Genomic DNA, 22,642 nt, shown 5'->3' on the forward strand with positions numbered 1-22,642 from the left:
GTAGCATAAATCTCTCAAATGTGCGCTTCTAATTTTTTACATATAATAGTCTTGACTGTAAGATTTCTGATTCCTAGATACATTCGCTTTCTTTCGCTGTTTTCCTGCCTAAAAATACCAATTCATTTATTATTCGCGAAAGAAAGCACAAAAAAAGTCGCCCTCCCCGAAAGGACGGCAACTTCAGCAAACCTATGGATACCTGTCGATTAATGAAACGACTGCCAGAACTCGCCCTCCGTAGAGATCAATCCCATGATCTCCGCATAAGGAATCCGGAAGGTTGGAAAACCTGCAGAATACGGAGCGATCTCATAAGGTGCGAAATACAGATACAACGCTTCATTATCCACAAAGAAGGGTTGATCCGAGGTAATTCCTTTATACGTATCCGGAAAAACATATGAATATTGTGGATCGTTCTCGATCTGTTTGCCCACAATTTTACTGAGCTTCTCCACATATCTGCTGCCCGGCTTGAACAAATCTCCCAGCTTATAGAACCTGCCGCTGCGCAAATTAATATGCGGATAGATTTTGGTAGGCATTCCATGTGCTGCTCCAAAAGGAAAACGATATCCGGTCAGCTCCAGCACCAGCAGGTTTTTACGGAAGAAAGAGACTGAAAAATCACCATTATAACTAAAGTCCTGGGAAACCCCTCCACTCCCAACGTCTTCAGCAAGGGATAGCTTGCGCAGCTTATCGTTAACCTCTCGCGAAACTTCCGCACTGGCAATCCCTTCAACGACCGGATAATACACCAGATAATCCCTGTTCGGTTTGTATTTCTTCTCCACTACGGAATAGGGAGGTCTCAGCGGAATGACTCCATTTTGGCGCCAAACCTGCTTTCCCTGCCGATCATAATAAGATGTGCGCTGATCTACAACTGCTCTTATCAAACGTCCGCTAAGGGTGAGTGTTCCTGCACCTGGAATAACTGGAGGCTGGGCTGCCTTTTTTCCACTTCTATCGATAAAATAGGTATCTTTAGCATCAAATACAGACGCCAATCCTTCCTGATAATTGTTCACGCCAAGCAGGGTGTGATTGCTCAGGACCGCTCCCGTTTCCGCATCTGCAATTACATAACGTGATCCGCGATAAGGCTGGCTGGGGAATACAGGCGTTCCTATGGCTACTCTGCCTTCACCTAGCTGCAATACTTCATAATATTTTGCCGGGATGATCATTTTCCCTTGTTTATCAATCAGCCCGTAGGCGTTGCCATAATTCTCAGCGGTATTCACCACCGCACGTCCCTCTGAAAAAGGTAAAGCAGAGGTGAATTGCGGCTGAATACCTACAGAACCATCCGTATTTAAATAGCCATATTTACCGTTTTCAGTCGCTTGATAGGCGAGTAAACCTTCTCCCGGACTTCCTACAAAAGGATGGTTATAAGTATGCAGGATGTTCCCAGCCGGATCGATGAGCGCATACTCTCCTTCTTTGATTTTAACCAAAGCCACGCCGTTCATAAAATCATTGGCATCCACATAAATCGCGGGCAGCACCTCTTTACCTTGCGCGTCCACATATCCATATAGCGATTGGCCACCGGTTGTATTTTGTTTTGAAAATAGTGCACGCCCCTCATGTAATGAGTTCAGATAATCATACCGGGCGGACGTCACTTCTTTGCCTTTTTCATCAATAAAAGTGTACCCCTTGGCATCCGACACGACCGCGCGCTCTTCCGAAAAAGGCGCAATAAATGAATAGATCGGCTTCACTCGTTCTCTTCCAGTGCTGTCAATGAGCCCGCTGCTATTTTTTCGCTGAACTACGGCAAGACCGTTCTTTTGAAAATCTTCAGCATATTCGTACCGAGGTTCAATCTGAACACGGCCTTCGTCATTAATATATCCCCAAAGTGTGCCCTCTTTGAGATTAAACGGCGCCGGATGCAGACCCGTGGTCCGCAGATCGTCCCCCACCCACTCCGGCAATAAGTATGGCGCCTCAAAAGGCTTATTAGAGTAATCTACACGATATAATCCCGCTTCTGCCGGAATCGTGACAAATAACTCCTCTTCCGTGCGTATGAAATCCTCATCCTGCTGAGTAATATATTCGTTCCAGCCAATGCCATCCCATTTCCATACATCCGCCTGTATCAGACCATTGTCATTCCCTTTCCCTAGCTCATTCAACCTAATCCTTAACATCCAGTCGCTCCCCTTTAACAAAGGCATTTGCCTATAGAATATGGGAGAACGTTGGTTTATGTGCTTTTTGATCTTTGGGGTTGGGGGGAGAGGAGCTTTGGTGGGGAATCCGCAGAGGGGGTAGGCGTATTCTAGGGCATTTTTGCCTCTCTTTCCTCCTCTGTATATCATTTCAGCTAATTCTGCGGGATTTTTACCTTTCTTTCATTCGCATCACGTAGCTCGTTTCAGCCAATTCTGCGGGATTTTTACCGTTCATTCGCCCCACGTCGCTCGTTTTAGTCAATTCTGCGGGATTTGTACCTTTCATTCGCCTCACGTAGCTCGTTTCAGCCAATTCTACGGGATTTTTACCGTTCATTCGCCACACATAGCTCAGGTCGGATAGTTCTGCGGGATTTTTACCGTTCATTCGCCATACATAGCTCGTTTCAGCCAATTCTGCGGGATTTTTACCGTTCATTCGCCACACGTAGCTCGTTTCAGCCAATTCTACGGGATTTATACCGTTCATTCGCCTCACATAGCTCGTTTCAGTCAATTCTGCGGGATTTATACCGTTCTTTCGTCCCACATAGCTCGGTTCAGCCAATTCTACGGGATTTATACCGTTCTTTCGCCCCACGTAGCTCGTTTCAGCCAATTCTACGGGATTTTTACCGTTCTATCGTCCCACATAGCTCATTTCAGCCAATCCTACGGGATTTATACCGTTCTTTAGCCTCATGGTGCTTCTGTTCTGTTACTAATATTAGTTTGTTGATATTGTTGGGGAGCTATGATGAATATGATGTGTTTTCGTGGTGCTCCTGATGGCGATGGTCGTGTTATTGCTGCTGATATTGATTTGTGGGCGTGATTGCTGTGTTCATGCTGATAATATTGAGTGGAGTGTGATAGCCGTATTTGTGTTGATGACATTAATTGGTGATGGTAATGATGCTGTAGATGTTCCGTGGCGGTGAAGGTGCAACTATTGGGTCGAGTAAATCCTATTGGTGGAATATTAGATTTGATGGAGCAAGGGTGGCAATGTTGATTGAAGTTTGTGGTGGTAAATAATGTTGATGTTGATGTTGATGTTGATGTTGATGTTGATGTTGATGTTAGTGTTGCTGGCGCTGTTTAGTTGTGGTTACATTTTCGCGGGTAGTTTTTGTGGTGTGTTTGTTTCATGTTGGTAGTAGCCATTGTTGATCTGTGTGTTGGTGGTGACGACGCTATTTGGTCGTGGTCGCATCTTAGTGGGTAGTTTTGGTGTTGTGTGTAGTTGGTAGTACTGTAGTTAGTGGTGTTTTGGTTGACAGTGCTGTGGTTGGCAGTACCGTAGTTAGTAGTACTTTAGTTAGCAGCGCTGTAGTTAGCAGTGCTGCTAGTGGCATTATTGGTGTAGTTGGCATTATTGGTGTAATTGATATTATTGGCGTAGTTGATGGTGGTGCCAATGGTACTAGTGGGAGCGGAAGTGGTTTATCCCCAACTAATTAAACCAGTTTTTGTGGGTAGTTTTTCATACATAGTTATGGTGGGTAGTTTTCGTGCTCGTGCGTAGTTTTTCTATGCGAGGAGCAAGGGGGCGACGTTAAGTACTTGTGAATTGGTACTTGTGAATTGGTACTTGTGAAATTGTACTTTTAAATTGCTTTTTATGAATCGGTACTTTTAAATTACATCTTATGAATTGGTACTTTAAATTGGTTCATATGAATTGCTTCTTATGAATTGCTTCTTATGAATTGCTTAATCTCAGCAAGCGAAATGGACAAACCAAAAAGCGTTTGCCATAAATAGCAAACGCTATGATCACCATACATCCAACACGCAACTATTTCTTCGAAGAATACTTCCGCATATCAAACGCGACGGCGGCAATGATGATTAGACCTTTGATAATCAACTGATAGTAAGGGCTGATGCCAATGAAGGTCAGGCCGTAGTTGATTAAGGTAAAGATAATAACACCGACCAGGACACCTGGCACCGTTCCGATACCACCGGTTGTAGACACCCCGCCCACTACACAAGCAGCAATCGCATCAAGCTCATACATGTTCCCGTAGTTATTGGTTGCGCCACCTGTTCTTGCAGCCTCTAGCACACCCGCCAGACCATAAAGGGCTCCAGCAATGGCATAGATATAGATCAAGTTCTTGGAAACATCGATGCCAGATACTTTAGCTGCCTGTATGTTACCGCCGATAGCGTACATGTTCTTACCCAGCTTGGTTTTATTGAACACCACCCATACGATGGCGGCGACACCCAAGGCTATCAGCACAATATACGGGATTGAATATTGCCCCTTGCCAATAAACCCGGAACCGATTGTAGTGAAATCTGGACGCAGACCGCCAATCGGCTGCGATTGGTTCGGATCCATGTCAAAGTACAAGGAATTCAAGCCGTAGACGATAACCATCGTACCCAGTGTTGCGATAAACGGCGGGACATTCAGCTTGGAGACGACAATACCATTGACGAGTCCGCAGAGAAGACCAGCGATGATAGCTATAAGGATCGGAAGCCACACTTGCACCTGCGGCAGATCAGGAAAAAACCGCCGGGAATAATCCGGAATTTGCAGCATCGAAGCAGAGATTACCGCCGTAAAACCAACCACACGTCCAGCAGACAAGTCCGTCCCAGCTGTGATAAGGATGAAGGCAACACCAAGCGCGATGATAATCCGTGTTGACGATTGAATAAGAATGTCCCGTAAAGTATTTACAGAGATAAAGGCCGGCTCATATAAGGCAATACCCATAATCAGAATTACCAAGACAATATAAATGGCATTTTGAGTAATATAAGATTGGGCTCTTTTAGCGTTCATTAGTAGTGTTCCTCCTTAAAGTTACGCGAAGAGTAATTCTCTTCGTAAACCAATCTAGTTTCGCCCAGCAAAACTATCATTGAAATCCTATCCTAATGCTGTGCAGCGAGCCGCATAACTTCGGTTTCCGTAGCTTGCCCGCCTTCTAGTATTCCGGTAAGCCTACCTTCCGACATGACCATTACACGGTCAGACATTCCGAGCAGCTCCGGCATTTCTGAGGAGATCATAATGATGCTTTTCCCTTGCTGCGCCAAGTCGGCAATAATCGAATAAATCTCGAATTTAGCCCCTACGTCGATACCGCGAGTCGGCTCGTCCAGAAGCAGGATTTCGGGCTCGGTTAGAAGCCATCTGGCGAGCAGCACCTTTTGCTGATTACCACCAGAAAGATTCATGATCAGCGTTTTGGTTGTTGGAGTTTTGGTCCGTAATTTTTCAATCATTTTATCGACTTCTTCTTTTTTCTTTTTTCCATCTAGTAAAAGTAGTAGTTTCTGGTATCGATGCAGGTTAGCGATTGCGCCATTCTCATGAACAGACAAAACTGGAAAAATACCGGTGACACGCCGTTCCTCGGTAAGCAAGGCCATTCCGTGTTTCTTAGCATCCTTGGGAGATTGGATATGAATGCGCTTACCATCGATAGAAATCGTCCCCGATTTGATAGCCCTCAGGCCGAATAATGCTTCAATAACCTCTGTTCTCTGAGCGCCTACCAGACCACCAATCCCTAAAACCTCACCTCGTCTTAATTCAAAAGAAACATCTTTAAACGATCTTTCCTCAGGGGAGGTTAATCCTTCCACCTTCATATATACTTCGCCAGGCACGTTAAAGCGTTCTGGGAATCGATTGGTCAAGTCGCGGCCGACCATTTTGGAAATGATAAGATCTGTAGTCAATTCCGCCGCTGGCCAGGTTCCGATTTTTTTACCGTCCCGCATAATGGTAACCTCGTCAGAAATTTCGAGAATCTCTTCCATTTTGTGAGATATATAAATAATAGCTACGCCTCTACTCCTAAGATCCCGTATGATCCGAAATAAATGCTCCACCTCCACACTGGTCAGGGAGGAAGTAGGTTCATCCATTACAATAACGCGGGAGTGAAAAGAGACAGCCTTCGCAATTTCAATGGATTGGATTTTGGATACAGACAGCTTACCCACTAATGTCTCGGGATTCAGATCGATATCCAGATCTTTAAACAAATTCTCCGTGTCAGTGTACATTTTCTTATGGTCAATAAACTGAAAAGGTCCAATCCCTTTGGTTGGGAAACGTCCTAACCAGATATTCTCCATCACACTTCGGAACGGCACGGGATGCAGCTCCTGGTGAATCATGGATATCCCATTTTTCAAAGCGTCATTTGAGCTTCCGATAGAGGTCTTCTCACCCTCCAAAAAAATCTCACCGGCATCCGGTGAATAAATACCAAAGAGACATTTCATTAAAGTGGACTTACCCGCACCATTCTCGCCCATAAGGGCATGCACCGAACCTGGTCTGACCTTTAAACTAACTGCATCCAGCGCTTTGACGCCGGGGAATTCTTTAGTAATGTCATTCATTTCTAGCAAAAACTCAGCTTTTTCCATGTTGTTACGCCCCCTACGCTTTTTTCTTTTTTCATGAGAGGCACAGCGGTTTCATCCTGTTCCCTGCCTGAAAGAAATCCGAGGAGCGAATATCCGCTCCCCGTTGCTGCTATATGATCATGAATTCCATCTAGATTAGAGCGTTATTATTTGGCGTCATCGATATTATCTTTGGTGATCTTTTTATAGGAAATCCACACGTATTGGTTGTCTGTGATATCAAAGCCTACGTTATCTTTTGTAGGTGTTTCTCCTTTAGCAAGCAGAGCAGCAACTGTGATCGCAGCTTTACCTTGGTTGTTCGCATCATTCAGCACGGTACCAAGCATCGTTCCATCTTGCAGCGCTTGAATCGCAGGAGCAGTAGCATCTACACCTACTACCGGCATAAATTTATCACCCGTGAAGTAACCTGAAGCTTTCAGAGCTTCGATTGCACCGAGAGCCATATCGTCGTTGTTCGCAAGCACAGCTTCAATTTTGTCGCCATGGGAGCCAAGGAAGGCTGCCATTTTTTCTTGCCCTTTTACGCGGTCCCACATCGCAGTATCTTCAGCCAGCTTTTCTACCTTGATGCCGGCATCTTCAATTGCTTGGATGGAGTACGTAGTACGAAGCTCAGCGTCTTGGTGCCCCGGTTCGCCTTTTAGCATTACGTATTGGAGGACACCGTCGCCGTTTTTATCCGCTTCAGGATGTGCCTTCCAGTAGTCCACGATCAGTTGACCGGACATAGTTCCGGATTCTTCCGCTTTAGCGCCTACATAATAAACCTTATCCCATTTCTTCATATCTTCTGGCAGCGGCTCGCGGTTCAGGAAGACCACCGGAATATTTGCCGCTTTTGCTTTTTCGATAATAACGCCAGCCGCAGTACGGTCAACCGGATTGATCAGCATGCCTTTATATTTTTTGGTGATGAACAAGTCAACTTTGTCATTTTGTGTGGGTTGAGAATTTTGGCTATCTACGATATCTACAGTAGCAATGCCTTTGGCAGCAGTGTCGATTGCGTTACGAACACCCGTCATGAAGGTATCGTCAAATTTGTAAATGGCTACCCCTACTTTTGGCGATTCAGTGGAAGAACCCGCATTTTCAGTTTTTGGAGCATTGGTAGCTTTACCACTGTCTGCATTATTGTTGCTATTGCCACAGCCTGCCAGAGCGGCACCCAGTATTGCGCTTGCTAAAAGAACGGAAGTGATTTTTTTCATTATTCATTGACCTCCTGTTTATACTTCTTTTTTTTGGTTTAACCCCGAATTCTCTCGGGCACATCCATATTATGCCTTAGGTGAAAACGGTTTCGAATATAAAATCCTACTCACTTTTATAAAAATTCTACTGAACCCAAAAAACGAATACCTCCCATTTTAAGGATGGCATTCGTCTTTTCAAAAATAACCCGTCCACTATCTGACGAAGGGAAATAACAATTTTTGATTCTCAGGCCACAGCATATTGTCCAAATCAATGAGTTTAGTGCCCGTATCGACACGTTCAGGAACATCCATTCCTTCGATTACCTCAACGGCATGTTTTACGGCTAAATACCCGTTACTAAAAGGATTTTGGATTACGGTCGCTTGAACCGTCCCCTCCTGCAGCAACTCCATCATTGACGGGGAGCTGTCGAACGCAACCATTTTAATATTATGCAGCCCTCGGCTCTGGATAGCTTTTGCCGCCCCTTGTGAAGCTGTCTCATTCAAGCTGGCGATCCCGCGAAGATTTGGATGTTTCAGCAGCATTAACCGTGTCAGCTCTTCAGCATCACTAATACTCGAAGTGGTATAAGAAATCTCTACTACCTGTATGTTCGGATATCGGGCAGCGTAATTTAAAAATCCCTTTTCCCGTTCCTCTGCATCTCTTGCACCATATTCAATGCCGTTTGAAGACTCCTGCTCCGCCCCCAAAGATGAATTTGTGAAGTTAATGATGCCGACCTCCCCGTATCCATTTAGCAGTTGAATGAGTCTTTCTGCAGACTTTTGTCCCGCTTCATAGCCGTTTGAACCCACATAGGCTCTTACTCTGGCCGAACCGACTTCTGCATCCACAGACAATACGGGAATCTTGGAATATGCCGCCCGATCGACTACTTGTGCAAGTCCCATGTAGCTACTGGCAGCTAAAATAATAACGTCCGCTTTTTCTTTAATGGAGTCCTCAACCATTCTGACCTGTTCCGCAATATCACTCTCCGCATTCGGAGCTTTGAACGTTAATTTCACATTAAATTCCTGTGCCGCGGCTTCTGCACCCAATCTAACTGTATTCCAATAGTCGCCTTTGTTCATTTTCACAATAAGATGAATATTGCGGGTTTTGTTCGTATTGATATAATTAGGTGCCGAATTAAAACAAGACGTGATCGTGGTCCATAACACCACACATACCAGCAGGGTTAGCCAAAAACGAACGATTTTCATACCGATGTCTCATCCTCCTCATGTCCAGGATTGCCCTCGCCTGCTGCGAGTGCCGGGAAGATAAGAGTAACCGTAGTGCCTTCTTCAATTTCACTTTCAAAAGAAAGACCATAATCACGCCCATAATACAGCTCAATACGCTCGTTAACATTTCTAACGCCTACCCCGGAGCCATGCATACTCTTACTGCCGCCAGTTAAAAGAACCTTCATAGTCTCCTCGGACATACCCAGTCCATTATCACGAATGCGGATGATGACAAGATCATCCTTCAGCTCCGCTTGGATCGAAATAAAACCTTCATCAGGCATCATTTCAATCCCGTGATACAGGGCATTCTCCACAATAGGTTGTAAAATTAGCTTAATAGTCTGACACTGCAGCACTTCATCCTGAGCCTCGATCTCGTAGCGGAACTTATTTTTGAACCGAAAGCTCTGAATCACAAGGTAATGACGAACATGATCAAGCTCTTCCTGCACGGTAATCATATTATTCCCTTTACTAAGGCTAATCCGGAAAAACTTTGATAAGGACTGAATCATCGTGACTACCTCCTCAGTCTTGCCGCGTTCAGCGAGCCGGATCACAGAATTCAGGGTATTGTACAGAAAGTGCGGATTGATCTGGGATTGCAGCACTTCAAGCTCACCTTTACGTTTGGTTTCCTGTTCATAAATAATCTGATCCATCAGTTGGCGGATACGTTGCAGCATAAGGTTAAACCGTTTGGACAGCTGTTCCACCTCATACGCCCCGCTGACATCTATTCGAGTGTTGAGATCCCCTTCGCCCACCTGCTGAAGCGTCCGTTCCAGCTTGCGGATAGGGCGGGCAATACGTGCAGACAAAAAGACGGATACAATAATTACGCATAAAATGACTACCGCTAAAAACCAGGATAAAAAAGTGTTTAGATCACGTTTGGTGGTTACAATCTCATCGTAATAAGCCACGCCCACGATCTTCCAGCCTGTCTGTTCCAGTGTCCTTACGGTGATAAAACGTTTTTCACCCGTAGACTCATCCAAATAGCTACGAAAAGCATATTCCAGTACTGGCTCCACATTCTCATATTTTAAGCCAGCGTAAATCAGCTGCTGCTGGGGATGGTACACAATATTTCCTAGCTGATCGAGGATGTAAGCGTATCCTCTTTTGCCAAGCTTAACCTGCTTGCTCAGCTCATCAATGGTTCGAAAGTTAAAATCCATCAGCAGGATGCCGGTTTTTAAGACTCCGTTCTCCTTATATTGAATTAATTTGCTGATAGACACGACCCAGATATATTGACCTTTGAATAAATTCTGAATATGAGGTGCGGAATAGGAGAGCTCTGATGTTCTTTGCGCCGTCGTAAACCAGCTCTGAGTCTCCAGCTGTGTGTTGCTGCGCAGCTTCTGACCGGGTGTACCCACGACATATTTCCCCTGTGGTGTAAAAACAGCCGCCGAGACCAGATCCTCTCTGCTCCCCATTAGCATAGCCATTCTTTCCGTCAATAAAGCGGAATCCACGGAAGGGCTATTCGTAATCTGCTCCTCCGCTGTCTCAAAAATATTGCGCATTCCCTTAACATAAAGACCCAGATTGTAATTCACTTGCTCAATGATCTGCTGCATATTCATATTGGCATTCTCTTCTGCGGTCTTGGCAAACTTGTTGTACAGCATAAGACTGACAACGACAGCTACCAGCACGGCAACAGATGTAAAAGTGAGTGTAATCGTAACTTGAATGCTTCGGAGCTTGGAGGACAACCGACGTTTTCCGCCTTTGGGATGCTGCGGTCTTAGATGAAAGGAATATGGTTTATCCTTCAGCATCTTTACCCTCCTCTGGAGCTGTTTTTATACTCTTTAGGAGATTGGCCATATTTTTTGCGGAAACAAAAGCTGAAATAGTTAGGATCGGCAAAACCTATTTTTTCTGCAATTTCAAAAGCCTTCAGCTCCGTGGATCGCAAAAGTTCCTTGGCTGCTTCTAACCTAATTTGCAAAAGATAACTAACGAACGTCATTTTCATTTCCTTCTTAAAAATACTGCTAAAATAGCCGGTACTTATATGTAAATGCTGACAAACCTTGCCGATGGAAATATCAGATTCAACATAGTGGCTGCGTATATATTCTTTAGCTTCATCAATAAGCAGCTTATAGGAAGATTGACGTTCTAATGCAATCGTATCCATTAAACCGCTACAGACTGCAATAATCCATTGCTTGGCTTCGGCCATACTATTAAATTTATTAATGGCAGTTAGCGACGAAATGCCAGAACCAATATACTTTGCAGCCTCACTGCCGGATTCTTTAGCCACTCGCAGGATAGATGTAAAAATCTCCAGCAAAAAAATCTGATAATCCTGTGTAGACACCTGCTCTGCGTCAAGACCAGCAAATAACTCCTCAACAACCTCTTTAAGTTCTTGCACCGTACCTAGTTTAATCGTCCGGATTAAGGATTGCTGGGTTAGTTCATCATAGGTTAGCAGTGTGCTGGAACGTGACTCAACATCCTCAATCCAGATCACCCGGTTATTGCCGAGAATAAGCCGATAATCTAATGCCTGCATGGCATCCCCAAATGAATTAAATAACAAAGCAGGCGATGAACAGACCGTTCCGGAGCCTGCCGTTACCGTCAGCTTCAGAAAACGCTGTACGTTCTGGCGGATTTCTTCAAGAAGCTCAAAAGTCTTTCCAGTGATATCAGTTTCTTCCCCTTCTTCATGGATTGTGAGCAATACGACCTCATCACGATGAATAAACACCCTTCCAAAACCATGCTTCGAGCATATTTCTTCAGCAATATTCAGCACAGCGAATAGCTGTAAATTCTTTTCACCAGTGTCTCGTAAAGAAATTTGCCTGCCTGCTGCACCCCCAGCCGATTCCCGCTCAGGACGAATATAATCCACACTAATTACCGAAGCCTGAAACCACCGTCCCGTTAATTTTATGCCATATTCAGAGCTTTTCTCAGCAATTTCATCCGTACGCAATCTACGCGAAATAAGGGACGATAAAAATTGCTCCCTTAACACAGGCAGACTTTTCCGGTAATGCTCACTGAGTACAAATACATTTTCTTTTTCTGCAATTTCAGCCTCGATAGTGGCTCTAACCTTAAGCAATACTTCAATTAATTCCTGCGAAGAGAACGGTTTCAAAATATACTCATCAATTTGCAATTTTATCGCCTTCTGAGCATATTCAAATTCATCATACCCAGTCAAAATGATAATCTTAGTGTTAGGATGATGACTACGAATCCATTCAGCCAACTGAAGTCCATTCATAAAAGGCATTTGGATATCGGTAACTACCACATCCGGCAGCAAACGGTCTATGGCATCCGCAGCTTCCCGTCCATTCTCCGCCTGCTCAACAATCTCAAATCCGTAACGCTCCCAGTCAATCTGCCCGATAACGCCTTCCCTAACGTCTTCTTCATCTTCAGCAAGAACTAGCTTATACATGTCTCATCCCTCTTTGGAAACGTTTTAGATGTCATAAATTTTATTGTATATGATTCAAACCAATCCATCTATGGTTAAGTTATTTAAATAGTTTTAGGTATTAATATATTAAATACATATAAAAAAAGAGTTCCAGAGCAAAAAAAAACCATCCCGCCGTAGCTGGGATGGGGATGATCGGTAACCTATAAGTATTATAGCAACGCTTTGTTAAAGCGATAGCCTGCTGTCTTTTCGAAACCGATATGACGATAAAAAGCATGTGCCGGTGCGCGTTCTACGCGGTTGCCACTTCTGAGGAAAAGCTGACAGCAACCTTGCTCACGTGCCCATTCTTCTGCTGCGGCCACAAGTCTTTTACCGAGTCCGTTTCCTCTGAGTTCTTCTGATACGATAAGTGCAGTAATCTCTGTGATACAATCTGTCTGTTTGTAATACGAGCTTACCTGTCTAAGGCCGATCATACCCACAACTTCATTATTCAGCTCTGCTACAAGTGTGCATTGGAGATTGCTGTTCTCCATGCTTTCCAGTCTCTCTTTCATCACGCTTAGCGTTGTTGGATAGCCGAATTCCCGCAGAAGCGCTGTAACTCTCTCCAGATCATTCAAGCCGCATTTGCGAATTTCCAGTACAGGTGCCATGGTACTACTGTTCATCCTCATATACCTCCACTTTTAGCATAGACGCCGCCTGCTTGGCTATCGTCCGCGCGATTTCCACATCTTCCGCCGCACTTAACGCTACTGCCATCCGCCGACCAGGACGAACTTCCGGTTTACCAAATACGCGAACCTGAGTCCTGGGCAGTTCCAAAGCTCCTCCAATTCCGGTCACAGCAAAGGCTCGTCCTTCTCCATCAGCCTTCAGCGTAGCTGAGGCACCAGGTGTCAGCAATTGTATTGACTGGACAGGAAAACCAAGAATAGCTCTGACATGCACTGCAAATTGAGATAAATCCTGCGTCGCCATCGTGACCATCCCCGTATCATGGGGTCTAGGTGACACTTCACTGAACAATACGCCTCGATCTGTCAAAAAAAGTTCCACTCCAAAAATACCGAAACCTCCGAGCTGATCCGTTACTGCTTTTGCAATAGATTGCGCTTCTTCAAGCAGCTCTGGCTTCATAAAGTGAGGCTGCCAGGATTCCACGTAATCTCCATCCTTCTGAATATGTCCAATAGGTGGACAAAATACCGTTCCAGATACAGAACGCACCGTCAAAAGAGTAATCTCGCTCTCAAAAGTAACAAAAGCCTCCACGATAACTCGCGTTCCTTTAGCTCTCGCTCCATCCAAAGCAGTGTTCCAGCAGTTTTCTGCATCCTCAGGGCTTTTGCATACGCTCTGACCCTTGCCAGAAGAACTCATAATCGGCTTAATGACACAAGGAGTGCCTAGCTCGGCTATAGCTTGTTGCAGCTCTTCCAGACTATCCGCAAAACGGTAATCAGCGGTTGGCAGTCCAAGGTCTTCAGCCGCAAGACGACGAATCCCTTCTCTGTCCATGGTCAGCCGAGCCGCCCGCGCCGTCGGAACAACGAAAAAGCCTTCTTCTTCAAGCTCTTGAAGAGCATGAGTGGCAATTGCCTCAATCTCCGGAACAATGACATCCGGTTTCTCAGAGCGAATCAGCGCTTTCAGCGCCTCTGCATCCAGCATATCAATTACATGTGAACGATGAGCTACACCCATCGCCGGTGCATCGGTATAACGGTCTACAGCTACGGTCTCTACGCCAAGGCGTTGAGCTTCAATTATGACTTCCTTACCCAGTTCCCCGCTGCCCAGCAGCAACAGCTTGCGGCTTTGAGCTGAAAAAGGAGCTCCCCACATTGTCGATTCCAACCTCTTTCGGCAAATTGACTGTCTCGTTTTTATGAATTTCAGAAAACGTAACAGTTTCATTGTATATTTTCAGGCTTCTTTATTTTCATCCATCATACGCCAGATTGCAAGTGTTCTTCGACATTTTCCTACAAACTTCACAGAACTTTGTCGACTTTATCAACGAAAGTTTGTTCTAGACGTGATAATTGGTGGCTTATTTGGCCCCAATGATCTGCAGTCTCACCCCCTTTAAGGAGATCTAACATCGCTTTCTCTTGCTCCGCAAGCCCTTCTTGCAGGCTTTCGGCAGCAGATTTTAATTCTCTGCTGATATTCTCGACGTAATGAGCAATTAATTTTCCCTTCTGCACTGCCGCTGCAAGATTAACCGCTTCTTTCAAAAGCGGCTCTGCCGCACCTTTGACCAATTCCCGCCCAGTTCCCTCAAAGAAATAACGCGGGGATTTGAAATGGCCCCATAAAGCGGACCACTGCACAGGCTGAAGCTGGCATTCCAGATCCTTAGGAGATGGCCAAGCCTGCTCCTCATTCTCCATAAGATGAAATTCCTCCGTGGAAAAGAGTAGCTCTGTAGCTGCCGCTTCAGCAGCTTCATGAACAAGCCTGCGTCCCGTGCTCTCTAGCCGCAGCGTTGTTGCCCATAGCTCTTGCTCAAGCTCGCGCTGAGTAGTACGCATTAGTTCGGCACTACAGGCAGAGAAAATGGCTTTTAAATTCCCTGCATCCTCACGCAGTAAGGAGGGATGAAAAGATTCCTGAAAATTTCTATTGAAGGAGAAGCTAATCCGCTGGCACACATGATAGATCAGTTCTTCACTTTCGTGAATAAGATCTCTGCTAGGACGTTCCTCAGTCTCCAAAAGAGACAACCGCTTCATGGCGAACTGACGCCGTTCCTGCAGTTCTTTTAACCCGGCTTCACGCTCGCCCGCCGCCTTGGAAGCCAGATTCTGCCATTCCTCAGCCCGGCGCCGAACCGATGCGATACTCTCAGCAGCTGCGTTAAGTGAAAGCTGAGGAAGCTCATCACCAGCAAAGCTGGATAATGCTTGCTCAAATTCATTGAAGCGGGAGGTTCCATAAAGATCGTGATTATGTTGAGTTTTAGCTTCTAGAGCAAGCAAGCTGGACAAAGCATAGATTCTCGGAGACCGCAAACCTCCGGCACGCAGATTTTGAACGACATGTGCTTTAACCTCATCTAGTTCTTCTTCGCTTGAAGCGAGATCGGAGGCATTAATAATAAAGAACATTTTATCGAGAGCAAAGCTGTCTTTAATGCGGCCCAGCTGGGCCAAGAGGCCGCGATCCGACTTCGAAAAAGCGTGGTTATAATAGGTCACAAAACAGATCGCATCCGCATTTTTCATGTAACTAAAGGTTACGCCAGTGTGGCGTGCATGCAGTGAATCTGCTCCTGGTGTATCTACGAGCACAATCCCGCTCTCCGTCAAAGGACAGGCATAATAGAGGTCAATCCCCTGCACAAAGCAAGCTCGGGTCTCTTCCGCAACTAGGTTTCGATATTCTTCCAAATCAACGGTCCGCACCGTTCCTAGCAACGGCTCCGCTTCAGCCCAACCGGATGCTGCGGCTCTTAGAAATCCTGCATGCGGCAGCGCAGAGGGGTGGATTCCCCGTGTTGGCAGGCTCGCAAGTACTGCTGTCCACGTATCCTGTTGCGGCTCTCCAAGCTGCAGCACGCTAAAGGAATGGCAGATGTCATCCCAGAAATCGGCCATGCTCTTCATCGTTACAACCGCGCTGGCATGGCGGAAGTCTCCTTCCGGCGCCAATATGCGGTTAACTGCGGCCGTGGCAGGGTGTGGCGACACGGGCAGCACTTCTTCGCCGAGTAAAGCGTTGGCGAAGGAAGATTTGCCTGCGCTGAACGCACCGAACAGCGCAAGGGTAAAGCGGCCGCCGGCGAGATCCTCCGCCCGTGCGGCCAGACTGCGCGCCGCCGATGCCATCGCTGGCTCGCGGCGCAGCAGCTCTGCCGCAGCCGCCAGCGCGTCAGCGGCTGCCGAGAGCCGGCGGCGTCCGCCCGCCGGCGAAGCCGTTCCCGCCGCCCAGCTTGCGGCGGCGGCACTTCCAGCCGCGGCGCGTTCGCGCGGCTGGGTCTCCCGCGGTGCGGCGCTCTGCGCAGCCGCACGCAGGGTGACCTTCACCTCCGGCAGGATGCCGGGGGTGAGGGTCCGGCGCGGCGGCAGCAGCGCCGCTAGCTCGTGCGCGCGGGCGTCAGCCGCGCGGTCCAGGGCGGCTATCGCGCGGGCAGCGCTCGCCTGCCGCGTAAGGGCCTGTTCGCGGCGCTGGAGTTCCGCGCGCTGCTCCTCGATAAGCGATGGCAGCTTCGCCAGCAGCTCATCGCCAACTAACAGCGCAGCGCGGCGGAATTGGCTCTTCAGATCTGCCGCAAGTGTGCGGCAAAAATTGAGCAGCGCCTCGCCGCTATACCCCGTTCCCGGCTTAACTGCAGCCGCCAGCCATTCCTGGCTCACCGCCGGGAACCCTTGCTTCAGAGTCGTCTCTGCCTCCTCTGCCCACAGTCCGAGATTCTCCGCCCATTGACGTACCAGCTGAATCAGATGCCATTCCAGCTGAGCGGAAACCTCTCGGGCCAGTAATCCTTGCCAGGCATCCAGTCGTTTGTCTTGTTCCTTCTCCCGCCGTCCGGCTGTAGAGAACAAACCTAAGCGGAAGCCTGGACTGACACTCTCCACATAGCTCCCTGCCGCCTCTCTAACATCCGCAGGCATTAAGTTAGCATTATTGAGTAAGGCATCAAGATCACTTCGCAGGCTCGCTCGTGATTGCTGAGGCAGCTCCTCAAGCAGTGCCTTCTCTTCCTCCAGCGATTTCAGCTCATCCATCACAACTGTAATCTCTGCACCCTCTAGCTCAGCTAAAAGAGTTTCCCGTTCCTCCTGCTGGTCTTCACGGAACGCGGTTAGCGAAGAATCTGCTGTATGATGAATGGAACGTGACAAGCTATATTGAAGCAATTGTTCCCTGTGCTCCAACAGCTCTGTTATAAGGTTCAGCAGATTATCCCAATGATTCAATGGGTGCTCTTTCATTTTGAGTGAGGTAAACAGAATCCCCGCACAATGAATCCCCCACTGCTCAAAAGCATTTTCAAGCTGGCGTTTATATTCTTCAATGGAAATTTCTTGTTCTCTGTGCTTGTCTATCTGATTAACAATAAGATAGAGCGGTTTGCCCCAGTCACTAAGATTTTTGGCAAATGCTAAATTATTCTCTGACTGTACATGGTTATAATCCATAACATAAAAGACGACATCAGCTAAATGCAGCGCGGAACGAGTGGCCGCCTGGTGGCCATCATCCGTCGAATCCACGCCAGGTGTATCCAATAGAACACCATGCTTCCCTAGAAGAGGAATCTCATTCCAGACTTCAATAGCGGAATATTCTCCGCCATTTCGACAATATTCCTGTAATCTTTCTGGTGTTGTCTCTACAGGGTCAGGTTCATTTTCACTTCCCTCAACCCTTGGATAGATAAGCACTCGTGGAGCCCCGCTGCGGATTGAAACAATATTGGCACTAGTCGGCACAGGTCCGGAGGGCAACACTGAGCTGCCGCATAAAAGATTAATCATGCTGGATTTCCCTGCCGAAAAATGCCCACAAAAAGCAAGGGTCAGTTCATTCCCACCCTCTTTATTTTGTAAATCTTCATATATTCGTTCAGCGCTCTCATCGCGCCAGTGGCGCATTAAATCTTTCAGTTGGGAAAGCAGCGATGCTGTTTCACTTAATGTCTCTCTCTGAATTCTAACCCGTTCCGCTCCCACAGACATTCCACCTCCACAGTTACCTTCTAATCATGCACTGATCTTAATCCATTCATGAATACTGATTTAAGCTCTTTTTTATGCAAAACTTATATAGGTGCAATTTCTGAAATTTAGCGCGGAACATTTTTATAAATAATAATTACAGTTTATCACCAGTTTGACACAAATTAAATACACACTACTTACAAAATAACCTATCATCTCCTACGAAATGATACAAAAAAAGAAGCGACGTTGTCGTCCTGTAAAGCCAACAGTCGTTCCTCGTAGAAATATAAGGATATTCAATAAAAAAAGGAGCCAGCCCCAAGGGCTGACTCCATTTCAGGTCACTTCTCAATTATGCAGTTTCCAAAACAGGCAACAGAATTTCGAATACTTTTCCGTGCTGCAGAATAGTCAATCCACGAGATTTGTCTCTCATTACGACAACCTCTGGTTTTACAGACATACGCTCCAGATAGTGCTCAGGCACATCACCGGAATGACTGATCGTAATGCCCTCTACTTCTTGCTCTTCATTTTCTTCCAGCGGGCTTTCCACTACGCGGTCAAAAATATCCGAGAATACCTCAAAATTATCTGTGTATACAGAAATGCATTTCATCTCTATCCCATCCTCTTCTTCAACTCTAACTTTTAACTTTTTGGCGTATGATCTTTAGCTTTCCTGACGACAGCCGTTTTCATACGTTTTTTGCCCTCTCGACATACATCAAGGAGCGGACAAACCTGACATTTTGGATTCTGAGCCTTACAGTGATATCGTCCAAAAAAGATTAGCCGGTGATGCGTGAGCGTCCATTCATCACGTGGCACAGCCTTCATCAGCTTTTTCTCCACTTCCAGCACAGAATCTTTCCAGCCTGCCAATGCAAGTCGTTTAGCAACCCGCTCCACATGAGTGTCCACAGCAATGGCAGGAACTCCAAATGCGTTGGACACTACTACGTTAGCGGTTTTACGACCTACTCCTGGCAACGTTACAAGTAAGTCATGTGCCTCAGGCACTTCTCCGCCATACTGTTCTATGAGTATAGAGCACAGGCTTTGGATATGCTTAGCTTTGTTACGATATAAGCCGATGCGCCGGATATCCCCCTCCAATTCCTCCAGCGGCACAGAAATATAATCGATGGGGGCTTTGTACTTTTGGAACAGGTCCTCGGTCACTTTGTTCACCGTTGCATCCGTACATTGGGCTGACAGCAGCACCGCTATTGTTAATTCAAAAGCGTTACTGTGATTCAGCTCGCAATGTGCATCCGGAAACAAATCTCCAATCGTATCCAAAATGTGGCGGACGTCTGCAGCTTTCATAGTGTCCCCTCCACGGAGCAAAAACGCTCAGAAAATTCTAACGAGCGTCTCACCTCAAATGTTAGAAATATAAGCAAAGTACGTATTATAACGTATGGATTCATACATTTCAACACATACGATACTGGCATTATATTTCAAGTATTAACGCCTTGATTGTCCTAATAAGAACAGTAAGCGTTTAAGAGAGAAATATAAGACATACAGTATAGGAGCAATACTTATACTTTCTTATATTTCAAAAAAAACGTCTTGACGCAGGTAAAGCCCCCTGTGTCAAGACGGTGATTCACTCAGAAATCCACCATTGCAACTATTGTTTCACAATTTCAACCAAAATATCATTATTGAAATACATTATAATATTATCATTTTCTTTCAAAGATTGCACGGATAAAGTCGAATCTCCCTGATGAATATAAACATTAGCAGGAACAAAGAATTGATATTTATCGTTCAAATTAGGTCTCTTCGTCACCAATGAGTTTGTTGCACTCTCATAACGTGAGAATGTTCTACTGAGCTGAGACATAATACGAATCGTTGTAGATCCATCCGGATCCTTGCGAATCTCTACTCTGTCCCCTGCCGTCAAGTTGCTAAGAGCAGTCGTTGTCGAGCCGTCACGAATGATTTTGACTCCTCCACTTACTGCTAAGGTCTGTGCAGCTCCAGCATAATCCTTCACGACTACGCTATTCCCAGCGGCATCTACAGAACTTACCTGGCCTGTTGTGAGCTTAACTGCTTGAATAGCCAGCGGTGAGCTACCATCAAAGGTCACATTAAGATAATCTCCCGCTTTTAAATCCGTTAGCTTAATGCTCTCACCAGCTTCATTGGTCAACGGGATTGCCAAAGTATTAATATCACTGGTTCCCCCATTCCATTTGATGCTCAAACGGTTGGTTCCGGAATTCACCGTTGCCGCTTCAACTTGCAGCACAGTCTTCACTTTCAATACCGCTATCAGATCCTGGCCTGTAGTCAGTGAGGCAGTTATATTGCTTCCAATAGGAACATCGCTTAGGGTTGGACTAGTCTTGCCAAAGAGATCAACAAGTTGCGGATAAGGCATCGTTAAACTTTGTCCATCATTAAGCTTCAGAACAAGAGTTTTCGACGTAGAATTAACAGCCGTTAAAGTTCCATCGTACTTTGTGACAATTTCCAAAGACAAAGCACGCTGTCCTATTGCCTTCAGATTAACTTTGCGGTTCTCGATAAGTTTCGCACCCATATTAGTTAAGTTAGGCAATGCACCTTCATAAATCAGCTTTGTTTTCTCATCCAACTGAACCACATGGGCTTTTTTGCTGCTATCCATAACTGTAAGGAGCTGTGTTTTGCTATTATAATCCACAATTGTTGCTCCACTATACTGCTCAATTTGGCGGCTTAACACTTCAATTTTGGTGACTTGATCGCTGCTGTTTAAGGTAACCTGAATCTTGTCCCCACCTACTGCATCAGCAATAAGATCATCAGCTACTGCTCCACTCATGTTCGGAATAACAATCGTCGGTTTAGTGCCAAGCAGTTTAACCTCACGATTTCCGTCTGCTTTTTTGTAAACAACTGTGGAACTAGTCAGCTCGGTAAGTACCCCGTCAACTGTCCGTTCAACACCTTCTGTCACTTCTACAGTGCGGATCACATTATCTTGAATCGTATATTTGACCGCATTACCTGTCTTCAAATCTGCAGGTTTCAGCACTGATGCTTGAGAGCTGAATAATGAAGTCCCATCTTCCCATTTAAAAGTTTCTACAGTACCCGCAGTATTTTTGAAAGTAATGCTTTTACCAGTAAGATCTACACTTTGAATAGTGCCTGTTGTTGTTTTGTTAACAACCCCTGAAGTCACTTGAACCTTTACTACTTTATGTGAACCACTATACGTTTCACGTTGCAGTGAAACTACACTATCTGTTACCAGCGAAGCAGGTTCAATTCCAGCTCCATTTACATCCACAAAGGAAGTAGTCTCATCGTAGTAGTATTCTGTGAACCCTGTTGGTGACTTTAACCAAAGCTTATTACCTGGAGCTACCATGGCGAAGTTTCCTGACAGAGTCTCTACTTGTTGTGTAGGGTCAGTCACTTCAACATAAGCCGCGTTATATGTCGCGCCAATTACAGTAACCTTAGTGTAGGGTTGGACATCACTTAGATTGATTCTGCTTTCAGAAGCACTTGTGTAATAAGCAGTGCTTGCTCCCAGGGTATATGTAGAAGTCTTTCCGTTGTTATAGACGGATAGTTTCCCATCTGCTAATTGACTGATCGTTCCTGATACCGTGTTGTCGTATTCAACCGTATTGTGAGCTTCAGCGCGACTGAAAAAAGTCGCCAATTGCGCACGTGTTACAGCGCCTTGCGGATCAAAACGATTGCCATCAAGTCCATTGGCTAGGCCTAAATCAACGGCAACGTTGATGTAACCACGTTTGTTGGCAGACACTTTGGTATCATCTGCAAAGCCAGTTGGCTCACTAGCAGCCCCTGCTGCATCTGCGCTTTTTCCAAGGGAGCGGATTAACAGCTCCGCAATCCATTCCCGGGATGCTTTACGCTCTCCCCAAGAAGTCTTCAGATTATCTGGAGCCATTTCGGTTGCTTTATCGAGTAATCCTTGTTGAAAAGCCAACACAACATAATCCTTGTAATAATTCGTAACCTTAAAATCGGTAGGCAATGCTACCGCAGAAGAAGCATCCACTTTATCCTGCAACTTCATAAACCGCAGGGCCATAAGCACTGCTTCCTGTTGAGTTACAGAATCTCCAGGACGGAACAATCCATTATTCCCAACCACAATTCCTTGTGAAGCGAGTTTGTAAATATGTTTTTCAGCCCAGAAGCCTGTCTTCACATCGCTAAAAATCCCTACAGATTGAGTAGTGGTTGATGTCGGTGTAGTGGCAGCTGTGTCTGCAAACACTGCACTTGCACCACCAAAAACCATAACACCAGCCATAACAGCCGACACTGCTTTATTAGAATAAGCCTTCAATGGACGTTTTGACCTTTTTTGCGCGGACAATAGATTATTCCCCTCTCTATGACTCAAATAAATAGTATGTTTAAAAATTCGTCAGCTAGATGCCTAAT

General features: G+C 45.8%; 16 protein-coding genes. 2 read left to right on the forward strand and 14 right to left on the reverse strand.

What is annotated here, in order from left to right; all coding sequences use genetic code 11:
• Positions 1–209: 209 nt before the first annotated feature.
• The gene (locus MKZ16_RS21560) at positions 210–2,174 is read right to left on the reverse strand and encodes a WG repeat-containing protein (RefSeq protein ID WP_076104461.1); all 1,965 of its coding nucleotides are present in this window, start codon (positions 2,172–2,174) and stop codon (positions 210–212) included.
• Positions 2,175–2,367: 193 nt separating this feature from the next.
• Entirely contained in the window at positions 2,368–2,817 is a 450-nt protein-coding gene (locus tag MKZ16_RS21565) for a hypothetical protein (protein WP_076104460.1), read from the reverse strand.
• Positions 2,818–2,986: 169 nt separating this feature from the next.
• Here MKZ16_RS21565 and MKZ16_RS21570 point away from each other — a divergent pair, with 169 nt between their 5' ends.
• Entirely contained in the window at positions 2,987–3,139 is a 153-nt protein-coding gene (locus MKZ16_RS21570) for a hypothetical protein (RefSeq protein ID WP_155288159.1), read from the forward strand.
• Positions 3,140–3,434: 295 nt separating this feature from the next.
• Positions 3,435–3,662 carry a hypothetical protein gene (locus MKZ16_RS21575; RefSeq protein ID WP_143760468.1) on the forward strand — a complete coding sequence of 76 codons (228 nt, stop codon included), beginning with the start codon at positions 3,435–3,437 and terminating at the stop codon, positions 3,660–3,662.
• 337 nt (positions 3,663–3,999) lie between these two features.
• Here the strand turns inward: MKZ16_RS21575 and mglC are convergent, their stop codons facing one another.
• The 12 genes from mglC to MKZ16_RS21635 all read right to left on the reverse strand — a co-directional run bounded on the left by mglC (position 4,000) and on the right by MKZ16_RS21635 (position 22,574).
• A complete protein-coding gene (gene mglC, locus MKZ16_RS21580; RefSeq protein ID WP_076104458.1) occupies positions 4,000–5,007 on the reverse strand; it encodes a galactose/methyl galactoside ABC transporter permease MglC in 1,008 nt (335 codons plus the stop codon).
• Positions 5,008–5,099: 92 nt separating this feature from the next.
• Entirely contained in the window at positions 5,100–6,611 is a 1,512-nt protein-coding gene (locus tag MKZ16_RS21585; protein WP_036685693.1) for a sugar ABC transporter ATP-binding protein, read from the reverse strand.
• A 146-nt stretch (positions 6,612–6,757) separates the two neighbouring features.
• Positions 6,758–7,828, reverse strand: coding sequence for a galactose ABC transporter substrate-binding protein (locus MKZ16_RS21590; RefSeq protein WP_143759021.1), 1,071 nt, complete (start codon positions 7,826–7,828; stop codon positions 6,758–6,760).
• 198 nt (positions 7,829–8,026) lie between these two features.
• The gene (locus MKZ16_RS21595; RefSeq protein ID WP_038572394.1) at positions 8,027–9,049 is read right to left on the reverse strand and encodes a substrate-binding domain-containing protein; all 1,023 of its coding nucleotides are present in this window, start codon (positions 9,047–9,049) and stop codon (positions 8,027–8,029) included.
• Complete coding sequence (locus MKZ16_RS21600; protein WP_080742537.1) at positions 9,046–10,875, reverse strand: sensor histidine kinase; 1,830 nt, start codon at positions 10,873–10,875, stop codon at positions 9,046–9,048. The genes MKZ16_RS21595 and MKZ16_RS21600 overlap by 4 nt, the downstream gene beginning before the upstream one ends.
• A 2-nt stretch (positions 10,876–10,877) precedes the next feature.
• Entirely contained in the window at positions 10,878–12,530 is a 1,653-nt protein-coding gene (locus MKZ16_RS21605; protein WP_036685685.1) for a response regulator, read from the reverse strand.
• A gap of 194 nt (positions 12,531–12,724) precedes the next feature.
• Entirely contained in the window at positions 12,725–13,189 is a 465-nt protein-coding gene (locus MKZ16_RS21610; protein WP_232061416.1) for a GNAT family N-acetyltransferase, read from the reverse strand.
• Positions 13,179–14,369 carry a formate-dependent phosphoribosylglycinamide formyltransferase gene (purT, locus tag MKZ16_RS21615; protein ID WP_038572395.1) on the reverse strand — a complete coding sequence of 397 codons (1,191 nt, stop codon included), beginning with the start codon at positions 14,367–14,369 and terminating at the stop codon, positions 13,179–13,181. Before purT ends, MKZ16_RS21610 begins: the two co-directional genes overlap by 11 nt.
• A 149-nt stretch (positions 14,370–14,518) precedes the next feature.
• Positions 14,519–18,205, reverse strand: a complete 3,687-nt coding sequence (locus MKZ16_RS21620) for a dynamin family protein (RefSeq protein ID WP_256715458.1) — start codon at positions 18,203–18,205, stop codon at positions 14,519–14,521.
• Between the two features lie 343 nt (positions 18,206–18,548).
• Entirely contained in the window at positions 18,549–18,815 is a 267-nt protein-coding gene (locus MKZ16_RS21625) for a hypothetical protein (RefSeq protein WP_036676334.1), read from the reverse strand.
• 32 nt (positions 18,816–18,847) lie between these two features.
• Positions 18,848–19,528 (reverse strand): endonuclease III, encoded by a 681-nt coding sequence (gene nth / locus MKZ16_RS21630; protein ID WP_036676333.1) that lies wholly within the window; start codon positions 19,526–19,528, stop codon positions 18,848–18,850.
• A gap of 313 nt (positions 19,529–19,841) precedes the next feature.
• Positions 19,842–22,574, reverse strand: a complete 2,733-nt coding sequence (locus MKZ16_RS21635; RefSeq protein ID WP_081384340.1) for an S-layer homology domain-containing protein — start codon at positions 22,572–22,574, stop codon at positions 19,842–19,844.
• Between the last annotated feature and the right edge of the window lie 68 nt (positions 22,575–22,642).

The organism is Paenibacillus sp. FSL R5-0928 (genome assembly GCF_037970385.1).
GTDB lineage: Bacteria > Bacillota > Bacilli > Paenibacillales > Paenibacillaceae > Paenibacillus_AQ > Paenibacillus_AQ odorifer.